Source organism: Microvirga sp. 2MCAF38, assembly GCF_052115485.1.
Classification (GTDB): domain Bacteria; phylum Pseudomonadota; class Alphaproteobacteria; order Rhizobiales; family Beijerinckiaceae; genus Microvirga.
The window spans coordinates 1-22874 of the sequence record NZ_JBFRGU010000010.1 but is presented as its reverse complement, the minus strand read 5'-3'; the positions used below and the strand labels follow the sequence as shown (position 1 = coordinate 22874).

The following is a 22874-nucleotide window of genomic DNA, read 5'->3' as shown; positions in this document are numbered from 1 at the left end:
CAACGATGTCGAAGAAAGCGTCATCGAAGGACACGTCAGCAAACTCCGAAAAAAACTCCGCTTCAAACTCGGTTACGATCCCATCGAAGCAAAACGATACATCGGGTACACATTCATCGGATGAAACAAAAGCCAAATCAATAAAGGGAGACCGCAAAATTCTAAGACGCATTTGCGATCTCCCACTCAGGTCCACACCGCCAGAAAACATTAGTTTCGATTGCTTGCGCGGAGATGTCGTGATCAAGAAGATTGATCCGTTGCGCGAGATTCGTGCAATACGTCTCACTTTGACGCGAATAGTGTTTCATCATCTGCGCGTTTTGAAGCGACGGTTTCTTGTAATTTCGGAGCGATGCCGCCGCCATGCCAGGCGTCAAACACATCACGCCGGTTTCGGTGCACCATGCGGGCGATGCGGTTGCCGGACCGGTCGACGGGCAGCATGTCATCTCGACGAAGAACCGCTGGTCGCGTGTCGTCCTGAAATTCCGAGATGTAACTCCGGACGTGTGGTGTGATTTCAGTTTCAGACTGAATTGGCATCCCGATGAAGAAGCCCGCAATGTCCCGGATTTCGCCACCGTCGGCGTCGCCTTCGAAGCGGAGGACGGATCGGCCATCGACTTTGCTCGTGTTCCCGGACTGACACGCGCCCAGATCGATCATCATTGCGATTATATCGGCGGACCTGCTTATCATGACAGACAGGGCGAGTGGACGGGCACTGGCCGCGCGCGCGTCAGCTTTCTTGTCCCTTCTCCGGCCAAGACCATTGTCGTTACAATTCGCTCATGGCGCAACTCGCACCCTTTTCGGATCGAGCAAGCGTCTCTGCGCCAATTCGTCCAGAACGGTTCGGCCAGCTTCGCCCCGACCAAGGAAACGCTTTCTCCCTCGCAAGGGGAGCTGCAAGCAGCGAACCTTGTTCCTCGCAATTGGCGAAACCTGAGTGTCGATCCACAACGATTCCACTATGGCGTCGTTTCCGGACACCGCCTTTTCATTCGTGGACAGATCGTCGCTCGAAGCCCTCATCCTGATGGCGCTCTGGCCCGCATCGTATACCGGGATGCTCACGGCGAGGAGATCGCGCCGCCTTACGCGGAGACGCTCGCTACGCCAGCAATCGGAGCTTTCGTCAATATTCCGACCAACCTTCTGGCGAACCGCTTCACACTCGAGCTCCTGCCTCCTCCTCATGCTGCCACAGTGGAGGTTGGATTTCAGGCTTGGAGCATCGATGCCGGATTGGAGCTTGTCACCCCACTGGATGTTTCATTGGAGGATTGCCTTCTCCTCGAAAATATTTCCGATGAGGCGTCCCCGGATGGTACACGTTTTCTCAGAGACCTCGGCGAGCGCTTTGGTTTTCTCCCCATGGGTTCCTCGATGCAGCCCGATCGGCTCGGCGCGCTGCTCGACCGAGGCCCGATAGAGGTCTCCTTCGTCATTCAAGAGAAGTTGCGCGCTGTGCAACACGGCGAACGCCGTCGCTTCGCAGCCTCAATCATCCGCCTCGGGCCTTTTCCAGAATGGCCGTTGCCTCCGAATCCGGTCTGGACGGAGGATCCATTCCACTCCCTGGCATGGCGGCTGGAATTCCAATCTCTCGACTGGCTGCTCGATATGGCGCGCGAATCTCCGTCCGCCCTTTCGCGCGCCCTGAAGCATGCAGTGTCATGGTCTGAGGAAAACCCGTGGGGATCGCCGAAGGACGGCCTGAGCGCTCACCCGCTGGCGCTCGCGCGCAGAGCGGAAACCTTTGTCGAGCTTCTGGCTATGGGCGTCGTTGCCAAGAAGAGCGACCGCGCAATGCTCCTCTCTCTCATGAGCGAAATCGTCCGGCATGGTTTCGCCCTGTCGGAAATCGCCAGCCAGAACACGTTCCCGCAATCGATTCATCAGATCCACGTTGCCGCAGCACTCTTTGCCGTGACGCGGGCTCTGCCTCACCTTCCGGTGTCTCGCTATTGGGAGACCGTCGCCCTGCACCATCTCCGCGAAGGGTTTAACGAGCTCGTCGGCCCCGATGGAGCTATCGCCGAGCCATCGCCGCACTATCGGCTGGAATTGCTTTCGCTGGGGTTGATTCTGACCACGACCCTGAAGCCTATTCAGGAAGCGGCCGACTTTCGAAATGATCTGCTTGTGCGCCTCAAAGACAGCGCACGGGCGCTCATTGCGCTGACCGATCCGACCGGGATGCTGCCTGCCTTCGGAGATGCGCCTCATGGTTATCAGCACGCCCCCTGGATACGCCGCTTGCTCTCCACCTACGCCCGCGAATGGCTTGCGGACGATGCGATCCGGTCGGAACTCGCCTACCCGGAAGGATCGAGAGCCATCGTCTTTCCGCATGCCGGAATGGTCGGCGCGCGCTATTTCGAGCAGGGTCGACCCTGGGGTCACTTAAGCGCTTCGCTATCAGCAGGTCGTCAGGCGCACAGCCATTTCGACTGCACTTCCTTCGTCTATGCGGCTGGTGGAGTCCGTTGGATTGTCGACGGTGGGGGAGCAAGCCACAATGAAGTCGGGACAACACGCCAATATCTGATCTCGGCACGCGCCCACAACGTCGCGTTCCCCGACGGGCGAGAGCCGTCGTCAGGCGTAGCTTGGTTACGATCGAGCTTCTCGTTCGAAGGCGCCGAGGTTTTTGAAATTGTCACCAATGTCCACGGCCCGGACTACACTCATCGTCGCATCTTTGTAAGCATCGACAACTTGAATGCTCTCGCTGTCTTAGATCACTTCACGAGTGCAAAGCCATCGCTTTCGATAGATGGCCTTCTGCATTTTGAACAGGATGTAACCGTTGTGATCACTGGTGCGCAAACCGCAATGGGTATTCGGGGCAAGAAGAAAATGCGCGTTGTTCCCTATGTCCTGGGTGGTCGCTTCGCCGGTTTTGAAATCGCCCATGGCCGGAATGACAGACCGTCATCCGTCCAAGGCTTCCTTTCTCGCCACCCAGGCGGCCTGCAGCCGGCAAGCGCGCTTCGCTACACGTTCTCGGGCCAAAGCAGCCTCTGTGGTGGAACGCTGCTTGCGTTGGATGAGAGCAGCCTCAAGAGATTGACCGAAATCATCGAGGGCGAAAGGCTCAGAGAGCTTCTTTCGTCTTCCGTATAAGACGTTCGGATAGCTCAGGATCGAATGTCGCTTTTGTTCACGAAGTTGAAGCTTTCGACCAGGATGTCCCTGACGATATCCGCGCCCAGGCGCTCATTCACGCGAGCCTTAATAGTCGTCAAAAGGTTCGAGACGTCGTATTTTGTGAGCTTGCGAAAATCCAACTTGTCATCGGAATAGATTTGGCGAAACGCTTCGTCGATGACGAAAGCGTCGGGCGGCACGGAAAGCGTTCGAAGCGTCCTGGCATCGGCGGTGAAGACGAAGTTGGCGATCACATATCCCTGGACGGCCCCATCGGCGATCATCGGCACGTTGATGGGCCGGATCTTCTTATATTCGAGCCCTTCCAGATATTGCTCGCTCTCGGTCTTCTTGATTCCAACACCCCAATAAACGGCGGCGTAAGACGACATCAGGGTAATGGCGCAGATCCAGAATCCCGTGACGAGAATCCGGGTCATCGCACCTCATCCTGACGCCGAGTCACAGCCGAGTAGGTGCCGTCCGACTCAGCGCTTCGAATGGCGCCGGAAACGATGTCCGCGACTTCCTGAACCGCCCGAAGATTCATCTCGAGCACGGAATGGTTCAGCTCGATTTTGGAACGCAGCCGCTTGAGACGGACAATCGTCTCACGGTCGAGCGAACCGACGTCGAGGGAACGGACCAGCCGGCTCAGCTCAAGAAGACTCTGGCTCTTCCGGCGGTTGAATTCAGGCTGCTCCGACCAATCATGCGTCATGAGCGCCGCAGTCTCCGCTTCAATCGTATCTTCGAGCCGTTCGAGAGAGTTAGTCATCATAGGAATGCTCCTTGATTTCGTCGTCAAGCCGTGATGTCGGTTTGAGCCTGTCATAAATCCGGATCTCGCCAATCTTAGAGTTCTTCGTCTGCGGAAATGGCTGGCGCGGCTCCCGGAGTGCTCGCAGGCGGGTGAGCGGCGAAAATCTTCTTTGCGATTCCGATACCGCCTGCTTTCGAGATCTGCGTGCCGATCTGTTCGGCCATCATGGACTTCCAGACGCTGCCGGCGGTTCCTTTTCCAAAAACCGTCTCAGCCTCTTTCGGCATCATGGATTCGATGAACGTCTGCAGGATGAAGGCCTCGAACTTCTGATAGGCTTCCTTCGATTTACCGGCACCGTTCAGCGTGCTGTCATTACGAATAACGGTGCGCGCGGCGTAGGGATCGGATGGCATATGGCCGATGGGCGCTGTCGCCGCCGCCTTGAACGCATCGGCGAACTCGCCCGCGTTGGAGGCCCCCGCGATCTGGGAAAGTCTGTTGGCGGCGGCTCGATAGCGCATCGGATCGGCAGCCCGCGCAACGTCATGCACGATATCTGAGGGTGGATTGATCCCCATGAGCGCCCTTTGCGATCTTCACGTCACTTTGGTTAATATCATTCCTAGCTTACGGGAGGCTTGCGTCGCTCTTTGTCGCCAGCCTATCGAGGAGCGCCAGACCATCCTTCTTTTCGCCAGCCCGACGATGTTCCAGGGCGAGCGTATCGACAATTCGTTCCGTCCGCTTCACCTGCATCGCACGATCGAGGACAACTTTGCCCTGTTCGGATTGCGCTTGCTCGACCTGCCCCTCCTGGGCGGCTAACTGCTGAAGGCGACGCGCGGTCGATTCCACGAAAAGGCCGTGCAAGGCGTCGTCGTGATTGAGCGTCTGAATCAGATCCTCCTGAGCATTGCGCAATTCGATGGCCTGACGTTTCAGGCTCGCGAGCCGCCACTCGGCCATCTTCTGCAATTGCTCCTGGACTTTCAAAATTCGTTGCGTCTTGCGAAGCCTCTTGTCCATCGAACCCTACCCGTGGCTCAGCCACTGAATGAACCCGGCCATGAACAGCGTCATGAACTCAGTGAAGAGGAAGTAGAGCATCAGGAGTCCGCCAAGCAGCACAAACGGTGTTGCCAGGAAATAGACGGGGATTTGCGGCGTGAGCTTGTTGGTAAGCCCCACTGCCAGATTCACGACCACCGAATAGACAATGAACGGCGAGCTGATGCGAAGGGAGAGCAGGAAGGCCTCGGTGATCTGATCCGTGATCTGGACAAGCGCCAGTTGGGCTCCAAAACCTTGGCCGGGCGGCATTCGAGAATAGGATGCGAGCAGGCCGCGAAAGAGCTCCCATTGCAGATCCGAGATGAACAGAAGCGCGGTTGCCACCATCATGATCATGGAACTGATGGCGGGCATGGGATCAGTCTCGTCGATGGGCGTTCCAGGAATGCTGCCGAAACCAATGGCCATCGCAACCGCCGTCAACAGCGTTTGCAGTGCCATGAAGAAAATCCGGCCTAAAAGCCCGATCGTCAGGCCCGTGAGCGTTTCCGATACGATCCAGGAGAAAAGGAGGCCAGTATCGTCGCTGAGGCGGTCCTGAAACTTGTCGAGCAGAAGGGGAGAGAGCGCAAGCGTCACCGAGAACGCGATGAAAAGCCGGACCTGCGGAGGAACGCGGGCGCTGGAGAACCCGGGCATGATCAGCAAGCATCCGCCGATCCGGCAGAAAATCAGGAAGATCGCCAGAAAGGTGTCTGGCGTCATTGCGGTCACGAAATCGTCCCGAGCGACTTGATCTCGACGCCACGGGCGATCTCAAGATGCGACAGGACCGGCAACGTCGGAAAGAGTCGCTCGATGATCATTCGCACATAGGGACGCGCATCGGGCGCTGTGACGATGGCGAAAGTATGAGCCTCCTTCATACGCTGCTTGATCGCCTCGGCGGCCTCCGTACCGAACTGCTCTACGAGGCGCGGATCGATATCGAATTCGATCACGTCGCCCTTCGCATCCCGCTTGAGACTCTGATGGATGGCGAGATCCCAACGGTTGCCAAGACGCAGAACGTTGAGAACTCCCCCATCGGCGAGATCTCCACAGATCTGCTGCGAGATTCGCATGCGGACATGCTCGACAACCTGTTCGGAGCGCCGGGCATGCGGCGCGATCTCGGCAATGGCTTCGAGGATCAGATGAAGATTGCGGATCGACACCCGCTCCGCCAGAAGCAGTTTCAGGACGGCCTGCAGGCCGGAATAGGAAATCTGTGACGGACAGATGTCATCGATGAGTTTCTTGTATTCCGGGTCAAGCCTATCCAAAAGAGCCCGCATATCCTTGTATGAAAGAAGATGCGGTAGATTATTGCGAATGACTTCGCTGAGGTGCGTCAGCATGACGGAGTTGCTGTCGACAGGATCGAAGCCTTCACGACGTACCTCACTCGCGTAGGCGTCTGAAATCCACATCGCCTTCATGCCGAAAGCGGGTTCGCGAATTTCATCGCCCGGCACATCCGGCATCGGCCCATCGCCAATGACGACGAGAAGTTCGCCGGGACGGGTTTCCTGCGTTGCCACGACGGTGCCGTGGATTTTCACCTGATAGCTCTTCGCCGGGATGGTCAGGCTATCGGTCAGCTTGATGTCGGGAACGACGAACCCGTATTGCTGTGCAAATTTGCGGCGCATCTTGCTGACACGATGCGCCAGCTCGCTGTGCGAACTCAGGAGTTGCACGGCAAGATGTTTGCCGAGGCAAAGCTCGATCTCAGCCGTCTTGAGGGATTCCTTGACCGAATCCTTGCTTTCGATGCGGCCCTTCTCCTCGATGGCAGCGGCCTTGGCTTTGGCTGTTGCTTGCTGTTCGGCAAGCCGCCTGGGGATCGTGTAGGCGACAAAGGCCAGAAGCAATCCCAAGATCGTAAAGGGCAGCAACGGAAGCCCAGGCACCAGAGCAAAGACGAACATGAGCGCGGACGCGACGAAGAGAGCACGCGGATAAGCGCCGAGCTGGCCCAGCACCGCCTGTTCCGCCGTTCCACGCGTTCCACCCTTGGAGACGAGCAAGCCTGCGGCAAGGGAGACCACGAGGGCCGGGATCTGCGAGACGAGACCGTCGCCGACGGAGAGCTTCGTAAAAACGTCCGCCGCCTTCGAAAGGGGCATACCATGACGCGTGACACCAATGATAATACCGCCAAAGATATTGACGGCAATGGTGATCAGGCTCGCGACGGCCTCGCCACGAACGAATTTCGAAGCACCGTCCATGGAGCCGAAGAACGCGCTCTCCTCCTCCAGCTCCCGCCGGCGATGCTGCGCCTCCTTGTCATTGATCAATCCGGCATTCAAATCCGCATCGATCGCCATCTGCTTTCCGGGAATTGCATCCAGGGTAAAGCGCGCGCCGACTTCCGCGATACGGGTCGCACCCTTGGTGATGACAAGGAAATTCACAGTGATCAGGATGATGAACACCACCAGACCAATCACGAAATCCCCGCTCATGACGAATTGCGAGAAGCCGTTGATGACATGGCCCGCCGCCGAGACGCCGTGATGTCCATTGGCAAGAATGAGGCGCGTCGTGGCAATGCCGAGCGCCAGGCGCAGCAGGGTTACGATCAGCAGAACTGTCGGGAACGCGGAAAATTCAAGCGGCTTCTGAATCCAGAGGGCGACCATCAGGATCAGAACCGACAGGGCGATGGAAAGCGCTAACCCGATGTCGATGAGAAAGGCGGGGATAGGCAGGAAGAGAATGGCGAGAATGCAGACGATACCGCCCGCGAAGGCAATGTCCCGCATTTTGCCGGCATCGACATTCGTCCCGGCAATTTCGCTTGTCGCCATATCGGCTCGAACCCATCTTCGCCTCTGTAGGGCTTAGGATTCGTCATAAAGCTTGCGCGAGGCTAACTTGACGCTTCAAAGCAGCTTTTACCCACCGTGCACTGGTCCTCCAGGTCAGAAACCCGTGACGATGCGGCCGTAGACCTCTTCCGTGAACGTGTAGATCTGAGCGCCGATGAACGATCCCGTCACGAGAGTGACGAGCAGGATGGCGATGATCTTCGGGATGAAGGTGAGCGTCACTTCCTGGATCTGGGTCAATGCCTGGACCAGCGCAATGGCGATGCCGACGACCATGGCCGCGGCCACCGCTGGGCCGGCACCGATGATAATCGTCCAGATCGCCGAGCGAACCAGCTCTAGAGCGTCAGCTTCGTTCATCGTCAGCTGATCACGATTCCGGGACCGAGCAGCAGCTCCTTCCCGTCGACGAATTTGGCCACGGCACCTTCATTCGTGACTCGTACAGATGCGACCTGGCCCGATAGCTTGCCATCGGCCGATGTTACGGTCCGCCCGATGACACTGTCCGCCTGCGAAAGTGCAGCCGACGAAAGGATCGCATCGAGCTTGGTGTTCGAGATCATGCTTTGCTCGACCTGCGAGAAGGTTGCCAACTGCGCCATGTAATCCGTCGATTTCATGGGCGCGGTCGGATCCTGGTTCTTCATCTGCTCGAGAAGAAGCTTGAGAAAGGTGTTGTAGTTCAGCGTCGCGGCCGATGCCGCCGACGAAGAAGAGGAGGAGGATTTCTGCTGGGAAGTAGGGAGAGCTGCAACGCTGCTGACGTCCATGTCTCTGTTTCCTTGAATTTCAGGCCGCCTGTATCGGGGCTACGTGAGCGTTACCCGAGAGAACATCGTTCTCGGTTGAAAAAAGGCTGCGAAGAATCTTGAGTGCATCGAAGGTCCGCCCCGCCTCGACCAGTTCGGAAACGCTGGTGAGGCCGGATAGGATATTCTCATGCTCGAAAGAACCGCGGGTTGCCACGTGCAATTCCCGGAACATCGAGAGTGCCTTCTCAGTACTGCCGGGATCAATCAGCAGTGCCTGGGCGACGAAATAGAGCTGCCGCAAAGGTGTTGTGGCGTGCTCGACCTGCAGAACGTGGTTCTCCAGCAGGAAAGTGGCATCGTTCAGGAGCTCTATCGTCACCTTTCGATCGACGCGAAGAACCGCGCCGTTGATGAAGATGCGCTCGCCGGCGCGCAAAGACAGATGCATGGATCTGTTCATCGCAAGCCGTCCCGGATCATAGTGTTGAGGGCGATGAGCGTGCCGTAGTTGGAGGATTGGCCACGGCGGATCATGTCCGCTTCCTTCATGATCCAGAGGCCGATGGAGACGAGTTGCCCCCGTAATGCCTCCGGCAGGCCGTTCTCGGCGCTCACGAGATCCTCGATGAGGAGGGTCCAGAGTCTCTGGACGAAAGAAATCGCATCCGAGCTTTCCGGAGAATTCGCCCCGCGGATGTTAGCTGCATTCAGGAGATCGATGGCGCGATCGAACGCCATCCTTTCCCGTTCCCGACATCCGTCGGATGCGTCTTCGAGGACTTCAGCGTAAGAATGACGGTACATCATGCACCCTGGCTCTCTTTAGAAACATTAGAGATAATTGAGAAGGCTGAGCTGTCGAAGTTGGGATGTCAGCGAATAGGACATCTGAATTTGAGTGGTGAGCGCATCGACTCTGGTCTTTGCCTCGCCCGGATCGACTCCTTCGAGGCCGCTGATTCCGGTTTGAAGGATGTTCTTCTGGATCTCCATGCGCGCATTAGCGCCCGACAACGCTTTTTCGGAAAGACCGAGCCCCGCTTGGATATCGACCAGATCGTTGTTGGCCGAACCCAGGATCGACATGACTTTGTTGACGATGACCTGCTGTGTCTCCGTCCTCATGCCAGAGAGACCGAGATCCGCCGCCATGGTGTAGGCCATGGCGAGTTTGCGCATGGCATCCTCGTTGGCATTGGTCGAGGTCTCGACCCGCTCCGTGGTGGAAATGCGGCTTTCGATATTCTGACCTGATGCCGATGACCAGGTCGCCGACCAGTTCGCGGGGTCGAACAACGTCGGAAAGGCATTGTTCAGGAATGTGTCCATCTGGGCAGCCGTGATGTTCGACGCGGCCGGGTCCGTCTGAGAAATTCCGAACTCGGCCATGAAGGCGGCATCGACGGCAAGCTTCGCCGCAGAAGGCGGCGTTGCATAATAGTCGCTTATCGGCAGTTGCTTGGTATTCGTCCCACCAAAGAGATATTGCCCACCGCTCGACTTGTTGAGCTCGGACATCAACTTCTTGAGTTCGGTCTTCGCGGAGTCCTGCACAGTCTCGGCGCCGCGCTCGAGAGGAGGCACCGACAGCAACGAATTCAGGAAATTTTCGGCGGATGTCCGGATATTGTCCATCGCGCCTTTGGTCGTTCCGAGGCGCAAACCAACCGTTCCATTGCTATCGATCAACGCGTCGATCTCCGCGCTTTCCTGGCGGAGCGTGATGGTCTGCCCGGTCCGGGACCCAAGCTGAAGACCCACATCGGCAAAGCGTCCGGTGGTGATTTCCTGATTGGCCTTCGCAAGTTCCCCTTGCAACTTGTTGACCGTGCTGCGGGGGGAGTTCCACAGATTAAGCGTGGAGATGAAAGTCGTCTTCATGATTTTATCCCACCGCATTCAGGAGCGTGCGCAGCATCTCGTCGATGACCGACAGCAATTTCGCCGATGCGGCATAGGACTTCTCGAGTTGCAGCATCATGGCGGTCTCGTCATCCGTGTTCACTCCGGTCGCGTTCGACAGAGCCTCTGAGGCGTGCCCGAGGAGCGTGGTCCGGTAATCGAGCTCGTTCGACGCGGTCTTTCGGCCGGCCTCGAGCCAACTCGCCGAGGATGCGGCAAACCCCGTCAGGCTCGCCGTTGCACCAAGACCGAGCGACGGGTCGAAAGCGCGATCCGCCGCCAATTGATCCGCAAGCTCGTAAAGCCTGTCGGAGAATGCTGCGTTGGTGCCCACGGCCCCCGGATTGTAATCATAAGCCGCGCCGTTGATGCCGCCATCGCGCAGCAACTCGAGCGTACCGCCTTGGGCCGGATCCACGAGCGCATTGACGTTGATTGATCCGGCAAGTCCTTTCAGAGCAGGGCCAGCGGGCAGGCCCGGCCCTCCTGCATAAGCGAAGAGACCGGTCGCATCGGGCAACGTCGGTACAGCCGACTGGTCCTTCTCGGCGAAGGTCTCAATCAGCCCGCGCGCAATCTCATCCAGTTGGCCCTGATAGGACACCGCCACATCGTCGCGTAACGCCGCCAAACCGACGATCCGCCCCTCACGAAGCGGCATCGGAGCACCCGGCCCAGTCACCTGGACGCCATCGATATAGACCGCCGATCCGACAGTGTTTGCGCTGTAAGTGCTGGTCGCGTTGAATGTGACGGTACGCGGGAGTTTCTCGAACAGAGTGACGCCGCTATCGGTATAGATCGCCACATCGTTGTTTTCACGCGTAACGGCCGTGATACCCATCTCCTCGGAGAGTTGGGCGAGGATGTGGTCCCGGGTGTCGAGCGCGTCACTGACGTCGATGCCGGAGGCCGTGCCCTTGACGACCGTTTGGTTGACCACCTGGAACTGGCTCAGAAGATCGTTGATCTTGGCAACAGAATCCGCGATGCCCGCATCGGCTTCCGCGCGCGTTTTCTGGATCGTCGCCGTCGCCTCATTGAGGCTGGTTGCAAGCTCCTTTGCCCTTGAGACGGCAGCTTGCGCGAGGATGAGATTGTCGGGCTCCTTGGAATAGTGCTGGAGAGCGGCGTTCAGAGCACCGATGCGCGCTGCGGGAGACGTGTTCAGCGCCGTATCGCCAACGGTTTGTTTGAGCTTGTCCAACCCCGCCAGCATCGCCTGCTGGCCGGCAGCGCCGGATGTCGTGGCAAGCATCTTGTAGAAGAGCGCCGTATCGGTCGCGCGGCTGACGACCACGCGTGCCGAGCCGCCGCCGGTAACGAGTGACGCGATCTTGCGGGAATAAGCGGGATCCGTCGCACCGGCCGTGTTGCGCGAAACGACGGCCATCTGCGCCGAGGACGCGAGGAGCGACGAACGCGCCGTGTTGAGCGCGAGAGACAAACCCATAATGCTATGCTCCAGCCATCATCGATCGATTCCGTTCAGCGCTTGAGACTCATGAGCACATCCAGAAGTTCAGAACCTGTCTGAAAGACCTTGGAGTTCGCGGTGTATCCGGTCTGCGCTTCGATCATCGCGGTCAGTTCGGTGCCGATATCGACGTTCGATTGTTCGAGCGCCCCGACGGAGATGGTCCCAAGACCGCCTTGCTCTGGGAATCCGACCTGAATACCCCCGGATGTAATGCTGGCCTCGTAGACGTTACCCGCACGCGGCGTGAGGTTGTCCGGGCTTGGGACGTTCGCGAGAGGCATTTTGTAGGAAGCGATGCGCGTGCCATCCTCGTAGACGGCGTAGACTGTTCCGTCAGAACCGAACTCGGCGCCTTTGACAGCTGTCGGCGCGTTGCCGTTTGCCGAACCCGTGACCGCGTACTCACCGGCGAGCTGAGTCATCTTCGTCAAATCAAGCGTGAACGGTTGGCCATTCGCAATGGTGAATGCGATCGTTCCGCCACTCGTGAGCTGCCCCATGGCGTCGAAAGTGAGCGTCGTCGTTCCCCCACCTGGGATCGTGACATTCCAGGTGTTGGCTCCTGTCTTCGTCATGTTGACGTCGAGCGTCACTGGGTTGCCCACATTGTCATATGTGACAAGCGACGACTTTTTGGATATCGCGGGCAATGCCACGATAGGCTCGTTATACGGCAAGTTTCCGGTGACACTGCCTGTCGTTGTCGGCCGCGCCTGCATGGCCATCGACGACAGGTTAATCGGCACGAGCCCGTTGAGGCTGTTGAGCGCCACATTCGGCTGCCCACCTGCGAGGCTGTAACCCATGAGTTGGAAACCGGCAGAATTGACGAGATTTCCCGTGGGACCGTCGACAACGAAATTGCCCGCGCGGGTGAGATATGGCGTACCGGTCTTATCGGAAACGACAAAGAAGCCATTTCCGGAAATGGCGAGGTCGCTTCCCGATGTCGTGTATGAAATCGGCCCCTGATCACCAATGGCATAGCGCACCGTCGTCGTGACAGCGCCGGAATTGTACGCGCCTTTTCCCGAAGACAGAATCAGCGACGAGAATTCGGTCGAGGCTCGCTTGTAGCCGCTGGTGCTCGCGTTCTGGATGTTCTCCGCCACGGTTCCCAGCTTGTTTGACTGGGCGTTCATGCCAGAGACGCCGGTGCGAAGGACGCCATAGAGACTCATGCTGGGGCTCCGATGTGTAAGGGTCTTTGTTTGAGTAGACGAGCATTGGCTTGCGCGAAGCTGGCTTCGAGGGGATCGCGATCCTAAAGCCGCATCGATTGCGCAAGTTCGACAAAGGCATCTATGCTCACCGGCATCGTCGGATCCTGCCGTAAAGCCTCATAGATTTTCGGAACGACCAGCACAGCCTGGTCCAGTTCGGGGTCGTTGCCTGGATGGTAGCCCCCCATCAATCGCAAATCGCGCGTGTCCTCAAAGCGCGCGATCAATGTCCGAAGCTTTCGCACGAGTTCACGTTGCTCGGGCGTCCAGACATTGTCGGCAAGACGCGAGATCGAGCCGAGAACATTGATGGCAGGATAGCGTCCCTGGTCGGCAATCGCGCGGTCGAGAACGATATGTCCGTCGAGCGTGCCGCGAATATTGTCCGCCACCGGATCATTATGATCGTCACCATCGATCAGGACAGAGAAGATGCCGGTGATGGACCCTTGGCCATCGCCCCCCGGCCCAGCCCGCTCAAGCAGGCGCGGCAAGTCGCTGAAGACACTGGGCGTATAACCACGTGCTACTGCGGGCTCACCCGCTGCGAGTGCGACATCGCGCGCAGCATGCGCGAACCGTGTCACGGAATCGACGATGAGAAGAACGGACTCGCCCAGATCGCGAAAATACTCGGCGATACTGAGCGCCGTTTTCGGTGCCTGCCGGCGCATCATTGGGCTTTCGTCACCGGTCGAAACGACCATGACCGAGCGGGCGCGATTGGGCTCTATCGCCCCTTCGAGAAACTCCCGGACTTCGCGCCCGCGCTCTCCCACGAGAGCAACGACGATGGTATCGAAACCCTCGCATCGCGAGACCATGGAAAGCAGTGTCGATTTGCCGACGCCGGAACCGGCGAAGATGCCTATCCGTTGGCCCGCGCAGATGGGAGTGAAAAGATCGATGGCGCGCACGCCCGTCTTGAGCGGCTTGCGCACGCGCGCCCGTGTCATGGCAGGTGGCGGCTCCGCATCACTCGGCATGGACCGCGATCCCGGCATGAGAACGCCGAGATCGTCGATGGGTTCACCAAGAGCGTTGACGACCCTGCCCTTCCAACCGGGATGCGGGCTCAACCTCATGCCACCCATGCGGTAGGCCCGCGTCCCTACTCCCGCATCGATGCGTCCATCAAACGGCTTGACGATGACGCCCCCGTCATCAACGCGAACGACTTCGCCTACCTTCGAACGCCCCTCGGCGTCGAAACCGATACGGTCTCCCAACTTGACGAACTGTGACAAGCCACTGACGCGATAATAACTCGGCGTCACCTCGCGGATCACGCCGCCGATGCGCACCTTGGGCAAGGATTGAAGGCCCGTCACCAGAGCAGCCTCGAGCCGTTCGAGCGTATTCATGGGGCTCTCCCGCCTGCGCGCCGATTTACGCGCTCGGGCCCAGGGCGCGTATAGCGCTCAACAGGGACGATTCGGTTTCCGCGATGGTCGAGGCAGCGCTCTCGAAAGTCCGCGAAATCGTGATCATCTTTGTCATTTCGAGAACCGGATTAACGTTGGCGCCCTCGGAATAACCCTGCTGAACACCGATCGATGTGAAGTCCTGCACCAATTGCGGTTGCGTGCTGGAGATTACGCCCGAATTGCCATACCGGGTCAGGCGGCTGTCATTGGCGATCCGAAAGACACCAAGCGACCCCAACTGATTATTGCCTTGCATGATTGAACCATCCCGCCCGATGGTAGGGCTCGGTCCTTGAGGGTCGAGGAGGATCGGCGTGCCGCCGGCATCGAGGACGGGGTGCCCGTCCACGGTCCGCAACTCGCCGGTTTCTATCATCTGCATGCGGCCGTCTCTCGTATAGACATTGCCGTCGGGTGTGCTCATGGCCAACCAGGCGTCGCCTTGAATGGCGACATCGAGGGGATTGTCGGTCTTGTTGATCGACCCGGCACGGCGGGAGATGAATGTTTCACCGGGCGACGCGTAAGCGACTGCGTCGGTTCCGACCTTCGAAAGAACCGTGGCGAATTTCACTTCGTCGGCGCGAAAGCCCGCTGTAGCCACATTCGCGACGTTGTTTGCCACCGTATTCAGGCGACGTTCGAGGGCGACTTGCGCAGAGAGGGCGACGTAGAGCGCAGACTGCATGTCAGACACCTCCAAACTTGATGCGTTGCAGGCTCATGAGAAGATCGACATCCAATCCGCTACTGGAATCGGCGCTGTTGAAGAGTGTCATCACCGGCGCCGATGAGACGTTGTTCTCAGCTTCCCACATCGTCGCGAAACGTTGCAGGAAGCGCTCGACTTCCTTGGGGTCCTTCAGACTCTCGATGTCGATCCGATGTTTGATCATGGCGGCCTGCGCATCGACATTGCCTCCTTGCGGAAGGCCGAGAGTCGTTTGCACGACCTGGAGGAGCGCAGGATCGGCGAGAATATCGAACGGCCCTGAAATATCTGCCGCCTTGCGCTGAAAATAGAGCGCCAAGCGCACGCCCTGATCCTCTTCGCCGGCGGTCAACTCAAGGGATTGCCGCATATAATTGTCGACGGTCTCCTGCTGCGCGCCTTCGAGCGATGTCGTCAACTCACCATAGCGCTTGAAGTTGAACGCCCCTGCAAGCGCCGTGTAGCGTTCGTCCGAGAGACGGTTCGCGAAACTCGTCTTGTCGTCGATCCCTTCCGTGAGAACCTTGCGCATGAAAGCCTTGGCATAGGTCATGTCTTCAAGACCATAAGCCTTCATCGCATAGGAATAGAGGCGCTGGTCCCCCAGAAAGCCATCGATCGATTTCACTTTACCGATGTTCTCGCGATAATACTTCGTATCGCGCGCAACGATCGGATCTGACGCCGTCCGCGCCAGAGACTTCTGCAAGTCCTTGGTGATAAGTTTGTAGCTCGTGAATGTCGTCAGCATGAAGCCACCCTGTTCCCTCAGTGTTAGGCTTCCTAGCTTGCCTGAAACTGTCCCCACCTCTTCCAGCTTCGCGCAAGCCTCGCTCCTTAAGGGTCATGCCGAGTGCAGAACACCGTGAGGTTGGTTCGTTGGGCGTTATCATCGGCTTGGTTGTTGCTATCGGCTCCCTCTTCGGCGGGTTTGTCGCCATGGGTGGACATCTCGCCGTCATTTGGCAACCCTGGGAATTCGTGATCATCGGCGGTATCGCCGTCGGCACCTACATCGTCGCCAACCCGATACCGATCGTGATCGATACCGGTCGCGCTTCGGCCGAAGCCTTGAAGGGCTCGGTTCCGAAAAGAGGCGAATACCTCTCTCTGCTGGGCCTTCTCTACGCACTCATGCGTGAACTGCGCACCAAGCCGCGCAACGAGGTCGAAGGCCATATCGACGCTCCTCAAGATTCCGATATCTTCAACAACTTCCCCGGAATTCTCAAGGATCGCGATCTCACTCTCTTTATCTGCGACTATGTCCGCCTGATCATCATCGGAAATGCTCGTCCGCATGAAATCGAAGCGTTGATGGAAGAAGAAATCGCAACGCATCGCCGGGACAAGCTGAAGCCCTACTCGACGCTCACAACCGTCGCCGAGGCTCTGCCCGCGCTCGGAATTGTGGCCGCCGTTCTCGGTATCGTGAAAGCGATGGGCGCGCTCGATCAGTCACCGCAAGTACTAGGAAGTCTCATTGGCGCGGCGCTTGTCGGAACCTTCGCCGGCATCTTCATGTCTTATGCGATCTTGTCTCCTTTGGCACAGAAAATCAAATCCACCCGCGAGAAGCAGTGTCGGGTCTATGTCATCGTCAAACAAACATTGATCGCCTTCATGAACGGCGCTCTGCCGCAGATTGCCGTCGAGCATGGCCGCAAGGCCATTTCGTCCGCAGATCGCCCCACGATCGACGAGGTCGAAGCCGCGACGATCTCCGGTGGATCGCAAGGTGCCGACGTCGCTCAGAAAGAGGCGGCCTGATCATGAGCACTCCTCAAAGCGTCACAGATATCCGCGATCGCCTCCTCGACGCCGCCGGTCTATCCCTCGACCGTTTGCCGATGTTGCATGTGATATTCGATCGCATGGCGACCCATTGCGCCGATCACCTTCGCCATCTCGCGGCGTCCCCAATGTATTACTCGCTCAGCAATATCGAAAGCGGGCGCATCGGCGACATTCTCGAAAGTTATGAATCGAACGCCATCGCCGGTGTTTTCAACGCCTCTGAATGGGACAGCCAGATCCTCGTCGGCTTCGACCGCGACTTCATGTTCACGATGGTCGAAGTTCTTCTGGGAGCGGACGGATCGGAGCCGCCAGTCGATGAAGAGCGAGGATTCTCGAACATCGAGCTTCGAATTGCTCAGGCCATATTCGATCAGATGGGCAAGGCTCTTCAGGCCTCCTTCGCCCTCGTCGCCGACACGCCCTTCAAGTTCGAGCGCCTTGAAACCCGCATGGATTTCGCGGTGATCGGTCGTCGCAACAATCAATCCGTCGTCGCCAAGTTCCTTCTACAGGCGCTCAATCGCGGCGGCGAAATGTTTGTGATCATTCCGCAATCGGTCCTCAACCCAATGCGCCAGACACTGGCGCGGGTGCTCTCCGGAGATTCTTCCGCTCGCGACCCTCGCTGGACGAAGCAGATCGCAAGCGAAGTCAAGCGAACCGAGGTCACTCTGCGTGCCGTCCTGGAAGAGCGCCATCTCACGCTTGGAGAGTTGGCCGATCTGAAAATCGGGCAGGTTCTGGAACTCCAAGCGACCCCGCGCAGTCGAGTAAAGCTCGAAGGCAATGAGCAGGCTTTGTTCTGGTGTCATGTCGGACAAGCTGAGGGATCGTATGTGCTGCGTGTAGAAGACTTCATTGATCAGGAACAGGAATTCATCGATGATGTCTTCTCTCGCTAACGCCATTCTGTTTTTTGCACTCGTCATCACGAGTTTTTGCGTTCTTGTGATGCACCGCAAGTTCAAGCGTTTCGAGGCATCTCACGCCGAATACAAACGAGCGTTCGAGCAAAGCGTCGCGGCGCTCGGATCCGCGGGCGACGCCGTCAGAACATTCGCGGCCGATGGCCGAGGGACGCTCGACGAACTCGCAATCCGGATTGATGAGGCGAGAACACTCGTGTCGCAACTGGATTCCGGCATGAAGTCCTTTCGTGTCGATACCGATCATGACCGGAGTTTGCGTCGCTGACGCGCGCACCCGAGTTTTCTTCAATAAAGAGACGACAAGGAGTGATCTCCGATGACAGAGAAACCCAAGAGCGGTCAGGAAGACCAAATGAAAGAGCAGCCCACATGGCACAATGAGGCACTGTTCTCAAAAGCGAGTGACAGTAGCGCTCAAGAAACCATCGATGACCGGCTCGGCGGCGCCCGCAATCTCGACTCCATTTTGCGTATCCCGGTTCTGATCCAGGTTGTGTTGGGTTCAGCAACAATGCCGGTGGCAAACCTCATGAAACTCGGGCGCGGCGCGATTGTGCCCCTGGATCATCGCGTTGGTGAGCCTGTCGATGTGGTGGTCAATGGGCGCGTGATCGCGCGCGGCGAGGTGGTTGTCGTCGAAGACGATAACTCCCGTTTCGGCGTCTCCCTCACGGAAATCGTCGGCCCTCCGAGTTCCGAGTTCAACGGCTAAGGCGAGGCCTTCCCAATGGTGGCGTCCACGCCTGTCAAGACGACTCCCGGCGCTAAGCCCATGCAAGGCGTGGACAAGGTCGCCGCGCTTCTCCTGGCCATGGGCAAGCCCGCAGCAAGTCGTTTGCTGAAGCGCTTCGGACCGGACGAAATCCGGTCGATCACGCGCTCCGCGGCAGAACTCGGATCCGTGTCGTCGGATCAGCTGGAAGCTCTGATCGAAGAATTCGCGGCTCAATTCTCAAACGGCGCGAGCTTGCTTGGAACAGCGAGCGAAGTCGAGAAGCTCCTGAGCGGCGTTCTTCCTCCGGAACAGATCGCGGAGTTGATGACCGACGTTCTCGGCAACTCGAACCGCTCAATCTGGGACCGGATCTCGAATGTCGCCGAGGGCGTTCTTGCCGCCTATCTCGTGAAGGAACACCCGCAAACTGCGGCGCTCATTCTTTCCAAGGTGAAGCCCGCTTGTGCCGCGAAGGTGATGGGACATCTGCCGCAACCACTTCGCAACGGGTTGATGCGCCGCATGTTGACGTTCAAGCCGATCGTCGATGAAACCATGCGCAATATCGAGAAAACGATTCACGAAGATTTCATGATCAACTTCTCGCGCAATATGGGTGCGGATACTCATGCCAAGATGGCGGACATCATCAATAAGATGGAGCGCGATCACATGGAGGAGGTTCTTCAGAGCCTCACGACCGTTCGTCCGAAATCGGCGGAAATTCTCAGAGGCCTTCTCTTCACGTTCGACGATATCGTAAATTTGGCGCCACGCGCGCGCACATCTCTTTTCGATCAGATCCCGAACGATCGGGTCGTGCTTGCTCTCAAGGGAACGGACGATTCGTTCCGAAGCATTATCCTAAGCTCACTCGCATCCCGCGTGCGACGCATGGTGGAACACGAGCTCAACGGCAAGGAACCGGCCTCCCAACGCGATGTCTTCGAGGCGCGCCGGGCAATTACCGACCTCGCCCTGGAAATGGCCGGGCGCGGTGAGATCGAGCTAAACTCGGAGAATGAAGGTGATACCTACATTCGCTAGATCGCCGGTGCCTTATGGCTGAGGAGACCGACAAGGAAAGTAAGACCGAAGCTGCAACGGACAAAAAGGTTCGAGACGCCATCGAGAAGGGGAATATCCCTTTCTCGAAGGAAGCCCCTATCTTTGCGTCGATCATCGGTATGCTGATCGTCCTTTCTTTTGTGGCCACGCAGAGCGTCTCTACCCTGACCGAGAAGCTCGCCCTTTTCATCGATCATCCGCGAAGCTTTTCTTTGCAAAGCGGAGCTGATGCGACTCTTCTTTTTCAGGCCCTCGCTTTGGAAATCGGTCGGTTCCTGACACCGATCATCACTATTTTAGCCGCCTGCGGCCTCGCATCCTCTATTCTTCAGAATATTCCTCGCGTCGCTTACGATCGTATCAAGCCACAATGGTCTCGCATTTCTCCCTTCAGTGGTTGGGGGCGAATCTTCGGGCAGCAGGGACAAATCGAGTTTCTTAAATCTGTTTTCAAGTTTTTCACGATTACTATTGTTTCCATCCTCCTCTTACGTTCAGAACAGTACAAGGTTGCGGCTGCCATGTTCAGCGATCCGAGTTTGGTCCCGGAAATGATCCTGACAATGGCGATCCGGCTTATTTCCGCCGTCAGCATTGCAACCATCGTGCTCGTTGCCGCAGATCTGATTTGGTCGCGACTGCGCTGGCAGCGCGACCTGCGCATGTCTCGTCAGGAAGTCAAAGATGAATTCAAGCAGATGGAAGGTGACCCTCTTGTCAAAGCACGCCTTCGCTCGCTGGCTCAGGATCGTTCACGAAAGAAAATGCTGGCTGCGGTTCCGCGCGCAACGGTGGTTATCGCGAACCCAACACACTATGCCATCGCTCTGCGCTATGAGCGCGAGGAAACCGTCGCTCCCCTCGTCCTTGCCAAGGGAATGGATCTGGTCGCACTCCGAATTAGAGAAACAGCGGAGCGCCATGGCATTCCCGTTGTAGAAGACAAGGCTCTTGCAAGGTCTATGTATGATAGTGTCGAAGTGGATCGTATGATTCCATCGGACTTCTATCGGGCTGTGGCCCAAATTCTTTTCTTCGTATTCACGAGAAAAAAATGACAGAGCGAGAAGAAAAATTGAAAGGAGGGCCAAGCGACGGCGGATTGTCAGCGTATGAAAAAATTCTTTCAAACAACTTGAAAGACGTTCTAGCTGAACTTTATTTGATCGACTGCGGAATTTTCTTATCTTATGTCACAGGCGAAAAACACGGAACCATAGAAGATATTCTAAATTCCTCTACGGAACTTTTCTTTAAAGAAGGAACTATTTGTTATAGCCACACAGCTGAGACGATTTTTGATTGGGCCAATTCCCCGGCAATTGTGCTCGATATGGAATTTGTGCATCCATCAGTGACAGTTTTCTTCAAGGTAATACTAAATAATTTCCGGAACAACGTTTCTATACAACGTATTTTATTGAATGACCCGTCCGGCGATGCCGCACTCGACCTGAAAATGTTTGCGCGCGCACTCTCCGATGCCAGAATCATGTCGCTGTCGTCGCCTTAATGGTAGCCCGTGTTAAGAGCGTGAGATCGGCAGCAAACGACCGTGTGCTTGTGTCACCCTGGATGAATAGTGCAGGCAGCCACCTGCAAAGGGCCGCCTGTAGACATCTCTCGTTTCGATCTTAGTCAAAGAGCGCATCGATGTCGTTCTGAGACGTACAACCATCATCCGCATTGAGAGCGGGTCCGTTGAGAAGCGCCCGATCACCGACGCGCTCTGGATCTTCAAGTGTCTTGATTTCCTTGAAGCTGTCGAGCCCTCCCCAGATTTCAATCATCTGTCTCACGCGTTCGTCGACGAAGCGCATCGCGTTGACGACCTTGCTGATGCGCTGCCCGGTGATGTCCTGGAAATTACAGGCCTCGAAGATGCCCACAACCTGATCAACGATTTCACGTGCAATCTCGCGATCATCACCAGCGACGCGTGCTGCCAGATTTCCGGCGAGCTCGTCGACCTTCTCGGCTGCGGCGAGGATAGCATTTGTAGCGGTTTCTGTTCCGACGACAATCGCACCAAGCTCATCGGTCACACGGCCCATTTCGCGCCCTTGCGCACCCGCATAGTGCAGCGTTGCGATCTCGGTTTTCGTGCGCTGAATGGCCTCTGAAATCGCATCCAACTCGACTTTGAACCGCAGGGCTTCCTGCAGATCCCGGCGATGTTCCTCGAGAAGCGAATAGGAAACCTCGTGGGTCGGCTCCATCAACTCGCGCAGGGAAGCGAAAGCTTCCATGATTTCGACATGCCTTTGAGAGGCGTCCACATCGGTCCGTATTTCTGCTCCACGGGCTTCGATACGATAGCTTTTATGCGTATTCATGTCGCTGACTCTCTCGTTTTTGGCTACTGCCCTAGGACAGCGGAGATCTTCGCTTGCAGAGTCTGTGCGTTGAAAGGCTTGACGATATAATTGTTCACGCCCGCCTTCTTGGCGGCGACGACGTTTTCGGTCTTCGATTCTGCTGTCACCATGATGAATGGCAAATTTTGCAGCTTCTCGTCGGCGCGCACGTGTTGAAGGAGTTCATACCCTGTCATGGGCTCCATGTTCCAGTCGGAGATAACGAGGCCGTACTCTTTCTCTCGCAGTTTTGCGAGCGCGGCTGCGCCGTCGGAAGCGTCGTCGACATCCTGGAATCCGACTTGCTTCAAGAGATTGCGAAGAATCCGAACCATCGTCTGGTAGTCGTCGACGACGAGAACGGGGATGGAGAAGTCGAGGCTCATTGTGCTTGCACCATTTCAGAATGATAGAGATTGAGTAACTGCATCCGGCGCTATGCCGCCTTTCGGTCGGCTTCGAAAGCGAGGACGGCGTCGACGTCGAGGAGGATGAGGAGTTTTCCGTGGAGCTGATGCACGCCCTTTGAAAGGGCGGCCCAACCGGGATCCATGTGGACGGGGTTTGGTTGGAGAGCATCGGGATCGAGCTTGAGCACCTCACCGACTTCATCGACCAGAAGCCCGAAGGCTTCGCCGCGATGTTCGAGGCCGACCGCCATGCGACGACCGCCCGTGTCGAGATCGGCAAG

The 22874-nt window shown here is 57.3% G+C and carries 27 protein-coding genes and 1 pseudogene; 9 read left to right on the top strand and 19 right to left on the bottom strand.

All coding sequences use genetic code 11. The annotated features are described in order from the left end of the window. Positions 1 to 124 (top strand): annotated as a pseudogene (locus tag AB4072_RS16945) (DNA-binding response regulator); the annotation flags it as partial. A gap of 242 nt (positions 125 to 366) precedes the next feature. Then, on the top strand, positions 367 to 3135 hold the full coding sequence (locus AB4072_RS16940; protein ID WP_441969878.1) for a heparinase II/III domain-containing protein: 2769 nt from the start codon (positions 367 to 369) through the stop codon (positions 3133 to 3135). 14 nt (positions 3136 to 3149) lie between these two features. Here AB4072_RS16940 and AB4072_RS16935 read toward each other — a convergent pair whose 3' ends face one another. The 16 genes from AB4072_RS16935 to AB4072_RS16860 form a co-directional block, all read right to left on the bottom strand. Next, positions 3150 to 3599, bottom strand: a complete 450-nt coding sequence (locus AB4072_RS16935) for a hypothetical protein (RefSeq protein ID WP_441969877.1) — start codon at positions 3597 to 3599, stop codon at positions 3150 to 3152. Further along, positions 3596 to 3940, bottom strand: coding sequence for a flagellar protein FlgN (locus tag AB4072_RS16930; RefSeq protein ID WP_441969875.1), 345 nt, complete (start codon positions 3938 to 3940; stop codon positions 3596 to 3598). The genes AB4072_RS16935 and AB4072_RS16930 overlap by 4 nt, the downstream gene beginning before the upstream one ends. Positions 3941 to 4014: 74 nt before the next feature. Then, on the bottom strand, positions 4015 to 4503 hold the full coding sequence (locus AB4072_RS16925) for a rod-binding protein (protein ID WP_441969873.1): 489 nt from the start codon (positions 4501 to 4503) through the stop codon (positions 4015 to 4017). A 49-nt stretch (positions 4504 to 4552) separates the two neighbouring features. Then, positions 4553 to 4951 carry a hypothetical protein gene (locus AB4072_RS16920; protein WP_441969871.1) on the bottom strand — a complete coding sequence of 133 codons (399 nt, stop codon included), beginning with the start codon at positions 4949 to 4951 and terminating at the stop codon, positions 4553 to 4555. 6 nt (positions 4952 to 4957) lie between these two features. Beyond that, positions 4958 to 5701: a flagellar biosynthesis protein FliR gene (fliR, locus tag AB4072_RS16915; protein ID WP_441969869.1), complete on the bottom strand. Its 744-nt coding sequence runs from the start codon at positions 5699 to 5701 to the stop codon at positions 4958 to 4960. A gap of 5 nt (positions 5702 to 5706) precedes the next feature. After that, entirely contained in the window at positions 5707 to 7794 is a 2088-nt protein-coding gene (gene flhA / locus AB4072_RS16910; RefSeq protein WP_441969867.1) for a flagellar biosynthesis protein FlhA, read from the bottom strand. Positions 7795 to 7908: 114 nt separating this feature from the next. Further along, complete coding sequence (gene fliQ / locus AB4072_RS16905; RefSeq protein WP_441969865.1) at positions 7909 to 8175, bottom strand: flagellar biosynthesis protein FliQ; 267 nt, start codon at positions 8173 to 8175, stop codon at positions 7909 to 7911. 2 nt (positions 8176 to 8177) lie between these two features. Further along, positions 8178 to 8588, bottom strand: a complete 411-nt coding sequence (flgD, locus tag AB4072_RS16900; protein ID WP_441969863.1) for a flagellar hook assembly protein FlgD — start codon at positions 8586 to 8588, stop codon at positions 8178 to 8180. A gap of 19 nt (positions 8589 to 8607) precedes the next feature. Beyond that, on the bottom strand, positions 8608 to 9030 hold the full coding sequence (flbT, locus tag AB4072_RS16895) for a flagellar biosynthesis repressor FlbT (protein WP_441969861.1): 423 nt from the start codon (positions 9028 to 9030) through the stop codon (positions 8608 to 8610). Then, positions 9027 to 9374, bottom strand: coding sequence for a flagellar biosynthesis regulator FlaF (gene flaF, locus AB4072_RS16890; RefSeq protein WP_441969880.1), 348 nt, complete (start codon positions 9372 to 9374; stop codon positions 9027 to 9029). The genes flbT and flaF overlap by 4 nt, the downstream gene beginning before the upstream one ends. Before the next feature lie 27 nt (positions 9375 to 9401). Continuing rightward, the gene (locus tag AB4072_RS16885) at positions 9402 to 10451 is read right to left on the bottom strand and encodes a flagellar hook-associated family protein (protein ID WP_441969859.1); all 1050 of its coding nucleotides are present in this window, start codon (positions 10449 to 10451) and stop codon (positions 9402 to 9404) included. Positions 10452 to 10455: 4 nt separating this feature from the next. Then, complete coding sequence (gene flgK, locus AB4072_RS16880) at positions 10456 to 11925, bottom strand: flagellar hook-associated protein FlgK (protein WP_441969857.1); 1470 nt, start codon at positions 11923 to 11925, stop codon at positions 10456 to 10458. Between the two features lie 35 nt (positions 11926 to 11960). Next, complete coding sequence (locus AB4072_RS16875) at positions 11961 to 13133, bottom strand: flagellar hook protein FlgE (RefSeq protein ID WP_441969855.1); 1173 nt, start codon at positions 13131 to 13133, stop codon at positions 11961 to 11963. Between the two features lie 83 nt (positions 13134 to 13216). Then, positions 13217 to 14539, bottom strand: a complete 1323-nt coding sequence (fliI, locus tag AB4072_RS16870) for a flagellar protein export ATPase FliI (RefSeq protein ID WP_441969854.1) — start codon at positions 14537 to 14539, stop codon at positions 13217 to 13219. Positions 14540 to 14564: 25 nt separating this feature from the next. After that, positions 14565 to 15290 carry a flagellar basal-body rod protein FlgF gene (gene flgF, locus AB4072_RS16865; protein WP_441969852.1) on the bottom strand — a complete coding sequence of 242 codons (726 nt, stop codon included), beginning with the start codon at positions 15288 to 15290 and terminating at the stop codon, positions 14565 to 14567. 1 nt (position 15291) lies between these two features. Further along, a complete protein-coding gene (locus AB4072_RS16860) occupies positions 15292 to 16065 on the bottom strand; it encodes a DUF1217 domain-containing protein (RefSeq protein ID WP_441969850.1) in 774 nt (257 codons plus the stop codon). Between the two features lie 128 nt (positions 16066 to 16193). On the opposite strand from AB4072_RS16860, the gene motA reads away from it, so the two are divergent. The 7 genes from motA to AB4072_RS16825 are packed head-to-tail and all read left to right on the top strand — an operon-like array spanning position 16194 to position 21339. Continuing rightward, positions 16194 to 17084 (top strand): flagellar motor stator protein MotA, encoded by an 891-nt coding sequence (motA, locus tag AB4072_RS16855; protein WP_441969848.1) that lies wholly within the window; start codon positions 16194 to 16196, stop codon positions 17082 to 17084. Between the two features lie 2 nt (positions 17085 to 17086). Beyond that, positions 17087 to 18016, top strand: coding sequence for a flagellar motor switch protein FliM (locus tag AB4072_RS16850; protein WP_441969846.1), 930 nt, complete (start codon positions 17087 to 17089; stop codon positions 18014 to 18016). Beyond that, positions 17997 to 18308, top strand: coding sequence for a hypothetical protein (locus AB4072_RS16845; protein WP_441969844.1), 312 nt, complete (start codon positions 17997 to 17999; stop codon positions 18306 to 18308). Before AB4072_RS16850 ends, AB4072_RS16845 begins: the two co-directional genes overlap by 20 nt. A 51-nt stretch (positions 18309 to 18359) precedes the next feature. Further along, the gene (gene fliN / locus AB4072_RS16840; RefSeq protein ID WP_441969843.1) at positions 18360 to 18755 is read left to right on the top strand and encodes a flagellar motor switch protein FliN; all 396 of its coding nucleotides are present in this window, start codon (positions 18360 to 18362) and stop codon (positions 18753 to 18755) included. Positions 18756 to 18770: 15 nt separating this feature from the next. Then, on the top strand, positions 18771 to 19805 hold the full coding sequence (locus tag AB4072_RS16835) for a flagellar motor switch protein FliG (protein ID WP_441969841.1): 1035 nt from the start codon (positions 18771 to 18773) through the stop codon (positions 19803 to 19805). Positions 19806 to 19819: 14 nt separating this feature from the next. After that, positions 19820 to 20884: a flagellar biosynthesis protein FlhB gene (gene flhB, locus AB4072_RS16830; protein WP_441969839.1), complete on the top strand. Its 1065-nt coding sequence runs from the start codon at positions 19820 to 19822 to the stop codon at positions 20882 to 20884. Continuing rightward, positions 20881 to 21339 (top strand): hypothetical protein, encoded by a 459-nt coding sequence (locus AB4072_RS16825; RefSeq protein ID WP_441969838.1) that lies wholly within the window; start codon positions 20881 to 20883, stop codon positions 21337 to 21339. The genes flhB and AB4072_RS16825 overlap by 4 nt, the downstream gene beginning before the upstream one ends. A gap of 121 nt (positions 21340 to 21460) precedes the next feature. On the opposite strand, the gene AB4072_RS16820 is transcribed toward AB4072_RS16825, so the two are convergent. From AB4072_RS16820 to AB4072_RS16810, 3 genes are all read right to left on the bottom strand, one after another. Then, positions 21461 to 22162, bottom strand: coding sequence for a protein phosphatase CheZ (locus AB4072_RS16820; protein WP_441969836.1), 702 nt, complete (start codon positions 22160 to 22162; stop codon positions 21461 to 21463). Between the two features lie 23 nt (positions 22163 to 22185). Further along, entirely contained in the window at positions 22186 to 22569 is a 384-nt protein-coding gene (locus AB4072_RS16815; protein WP_441969834.1) for a response regulator, read from the bottom strand. Positions 22570 to 22619: 50 nt separating this feature from the next. Next, positions 22620 to 22874, bottom strand: a 255-nt coding sequence (locus AB4072_RS16810) for a chemotaxis protein CheW (RefSeq protein WP_441969832.1), incomplete at its 5' end; no start/stop codon positions are given.

Excerpts from the sequence above, each read along its gene's own strand:
- AB4072_RS16940 (WP_441969878.1), top strand. The coding sequence starts at position 367 with ATGCCAGGCGTCAAACACATCACGCCGGTTTCGGTGCACCATGCGGGC.
- AB4072_RS16935 (WP_441969877.1), bottom strand. The coding sequence starts at position 3,599 with ATGACCCGGATTCTCGTCACGGGATTCTGGATCTGCGCCATTACCCTG.
- AB4072_RS16930 (WP_441969875.1), bottom strand. The coding sequence starts at position 3,940 with ATGATGACTAACTCTCTCGAACGGCTCGAAGATACGATTGAAGCGGAG.
- AB4072_RS16925 (WP_441969873.1), bottom strand. The coding sequence starts at position 4,503 with ATGGGGATCAATCCACCCTCAGATATCGTGCATGACGTTGCGCGGGCT.
- AB4072_RS16920 (WP_441969871.1), bottom strand. The coding sequence starts at position 4,951 with ATGGACAAGAGGCTTCGCAAGACGCAACGAATTTTGAAAGTCCAGGAG.
- fliR (WP_441969869.1), bottom strand. The coding sequence starts at position 5,701 with ATGACGCCAGACACCTTTCTGGCGATCTTCCTGATTTTCTGCCGGATC.
- flhA (WP_441969867.1), bottom strand. The coding sequence starts at position 7,794 with ATGGCGACAAGCGAAATTGCCGGGACGAATGTCGATGCCGGCAAAATG.
- fliQ (WP_441969865.1), bottom strand. The coding sequence starts at position 8,175 with ATGAACGAAGCTGACGCTCTAGAGCTGGTTCGCTCGGCGATCTGGACG.
- flgD (WP_441969863.1), bottom strand. The coding sequence starts at position 8,588 with ATGGACGTCAGCAGCGTTGCAGCTCTCCCTACTTCCCAGCAGAAATCC.
- flbT (WP_441969861.1), bottom strand. The coding sequence starts at position 9,030 with ATGAACAGATCCATGCATCTGTCTTTGCGCGCCGGCGAGCGCATCTTC.
- flaF (WP_441969880.1), bottom strand. The coding sequence starts at position 9,374 with ATGTACCGTCATTCTTACGCTGAAGTCCTCGAAGACGCATCCGACGGA.
- AB4072_RS16885 (WP_441969859.1), bottom strand. The coding sequence starts at position 10,451 with ATGAAGACGACTTTCATCTCCACGCTTAATCTGTGGAACTCCCCCCGC.
- flgK (WP_441969857.1), bottom strand. The coding sequence starts at position 11,925 with ATGGGTTTGTCTCTCGCGCTCAACACGGCGCGTTCGTCGCTCCTCGCG.
- AB4072_RS16875 (WP_441969855.1), bottom strand. The coding sequence starts at position 13,133 with ATGAGTCTCTATGGCGTCCTTCGCACCGGCGTCTCTGGCATGAACGCC.
- fliI (WP_441969854.1), bottom strand. The coding sequence starts at position 14,539 with ATGAATACGCTCGAACGGCTCGAGGCTGCTCTGGTGACGGGCCTTCAA.
- flgF (WP_441969852.1), bottom strand. The coding sequence starts at position 15,290 with ATGCAGTCTGCGCTCTACGTCGCCCTCTCTGCGCAAGTCGCCCTCGAA.
- AB4072_RS16860 (WP_441969850.1), bottom strand. The coding sequence starts at position 16,065 with ATGCTGACGACATTCACGAGCTACAAACTTATCACCAAGGACTTGCAG.
- AB4072_RS16850 (WP_441969846.1), top strand. The coding sequence starts at position 17,087 with ATGAGCACTCCTCAAAGCGTCACAGATATCCGCGATCGCCTCCTCGAC.
- AB4072_RS16845 (WP_441969844.1), top strand. The coding sequence starts at position 17,997 with ATGATGTCTTCTCTCGCTAACGCCATTCTGTTTTTTGCACTCGTCATC.
- fliN (WP_441969843.1), top strand. The coding sequence starts at position 18,360 with ATGACAGAGAAACCCAAGAGCGGTCAGGAAGACCAAATGAAAGAGCAG.
- AB4072_RS16835 (WP_441969841.1), top strand. The coding sequence starts at position 18,771 with ATGGTGGCGTCCACGCCTGTCAAGACGACTCCCGGCGCTAAGCCCATG.
- flhB (WP_441969839.1), top strand. The coding sequence starts at position 19,820 with ATGGCTGAGGAGACCGACAAGGAAAGTAAGACCGAAGCTGCAACGGAC.
- AB4072_RS16825 (WP_441969838.1), top strand. The coding sequence starts at position 20,881 with ATGACAGAGCGAGAAGAAAAATTGAAAGGAGGGCCAAGCGACGGCGGA.
- AB4072_RS16820 (WP_441969836.1), bottom strand. The coding sequence starts at position 22,162 with ATGAATACGCATAAAAGCTATCGTATCGAAGCCCGTGGAGCAGAAATA.
- AB4072_RS16815 (WP_441969834.1), bottom strand. The coding sequence starts at position 22,569 with ATGAGCCTCGACTTCTCCATCCCCGTTCTCGTCGTCGACGACTACCAG.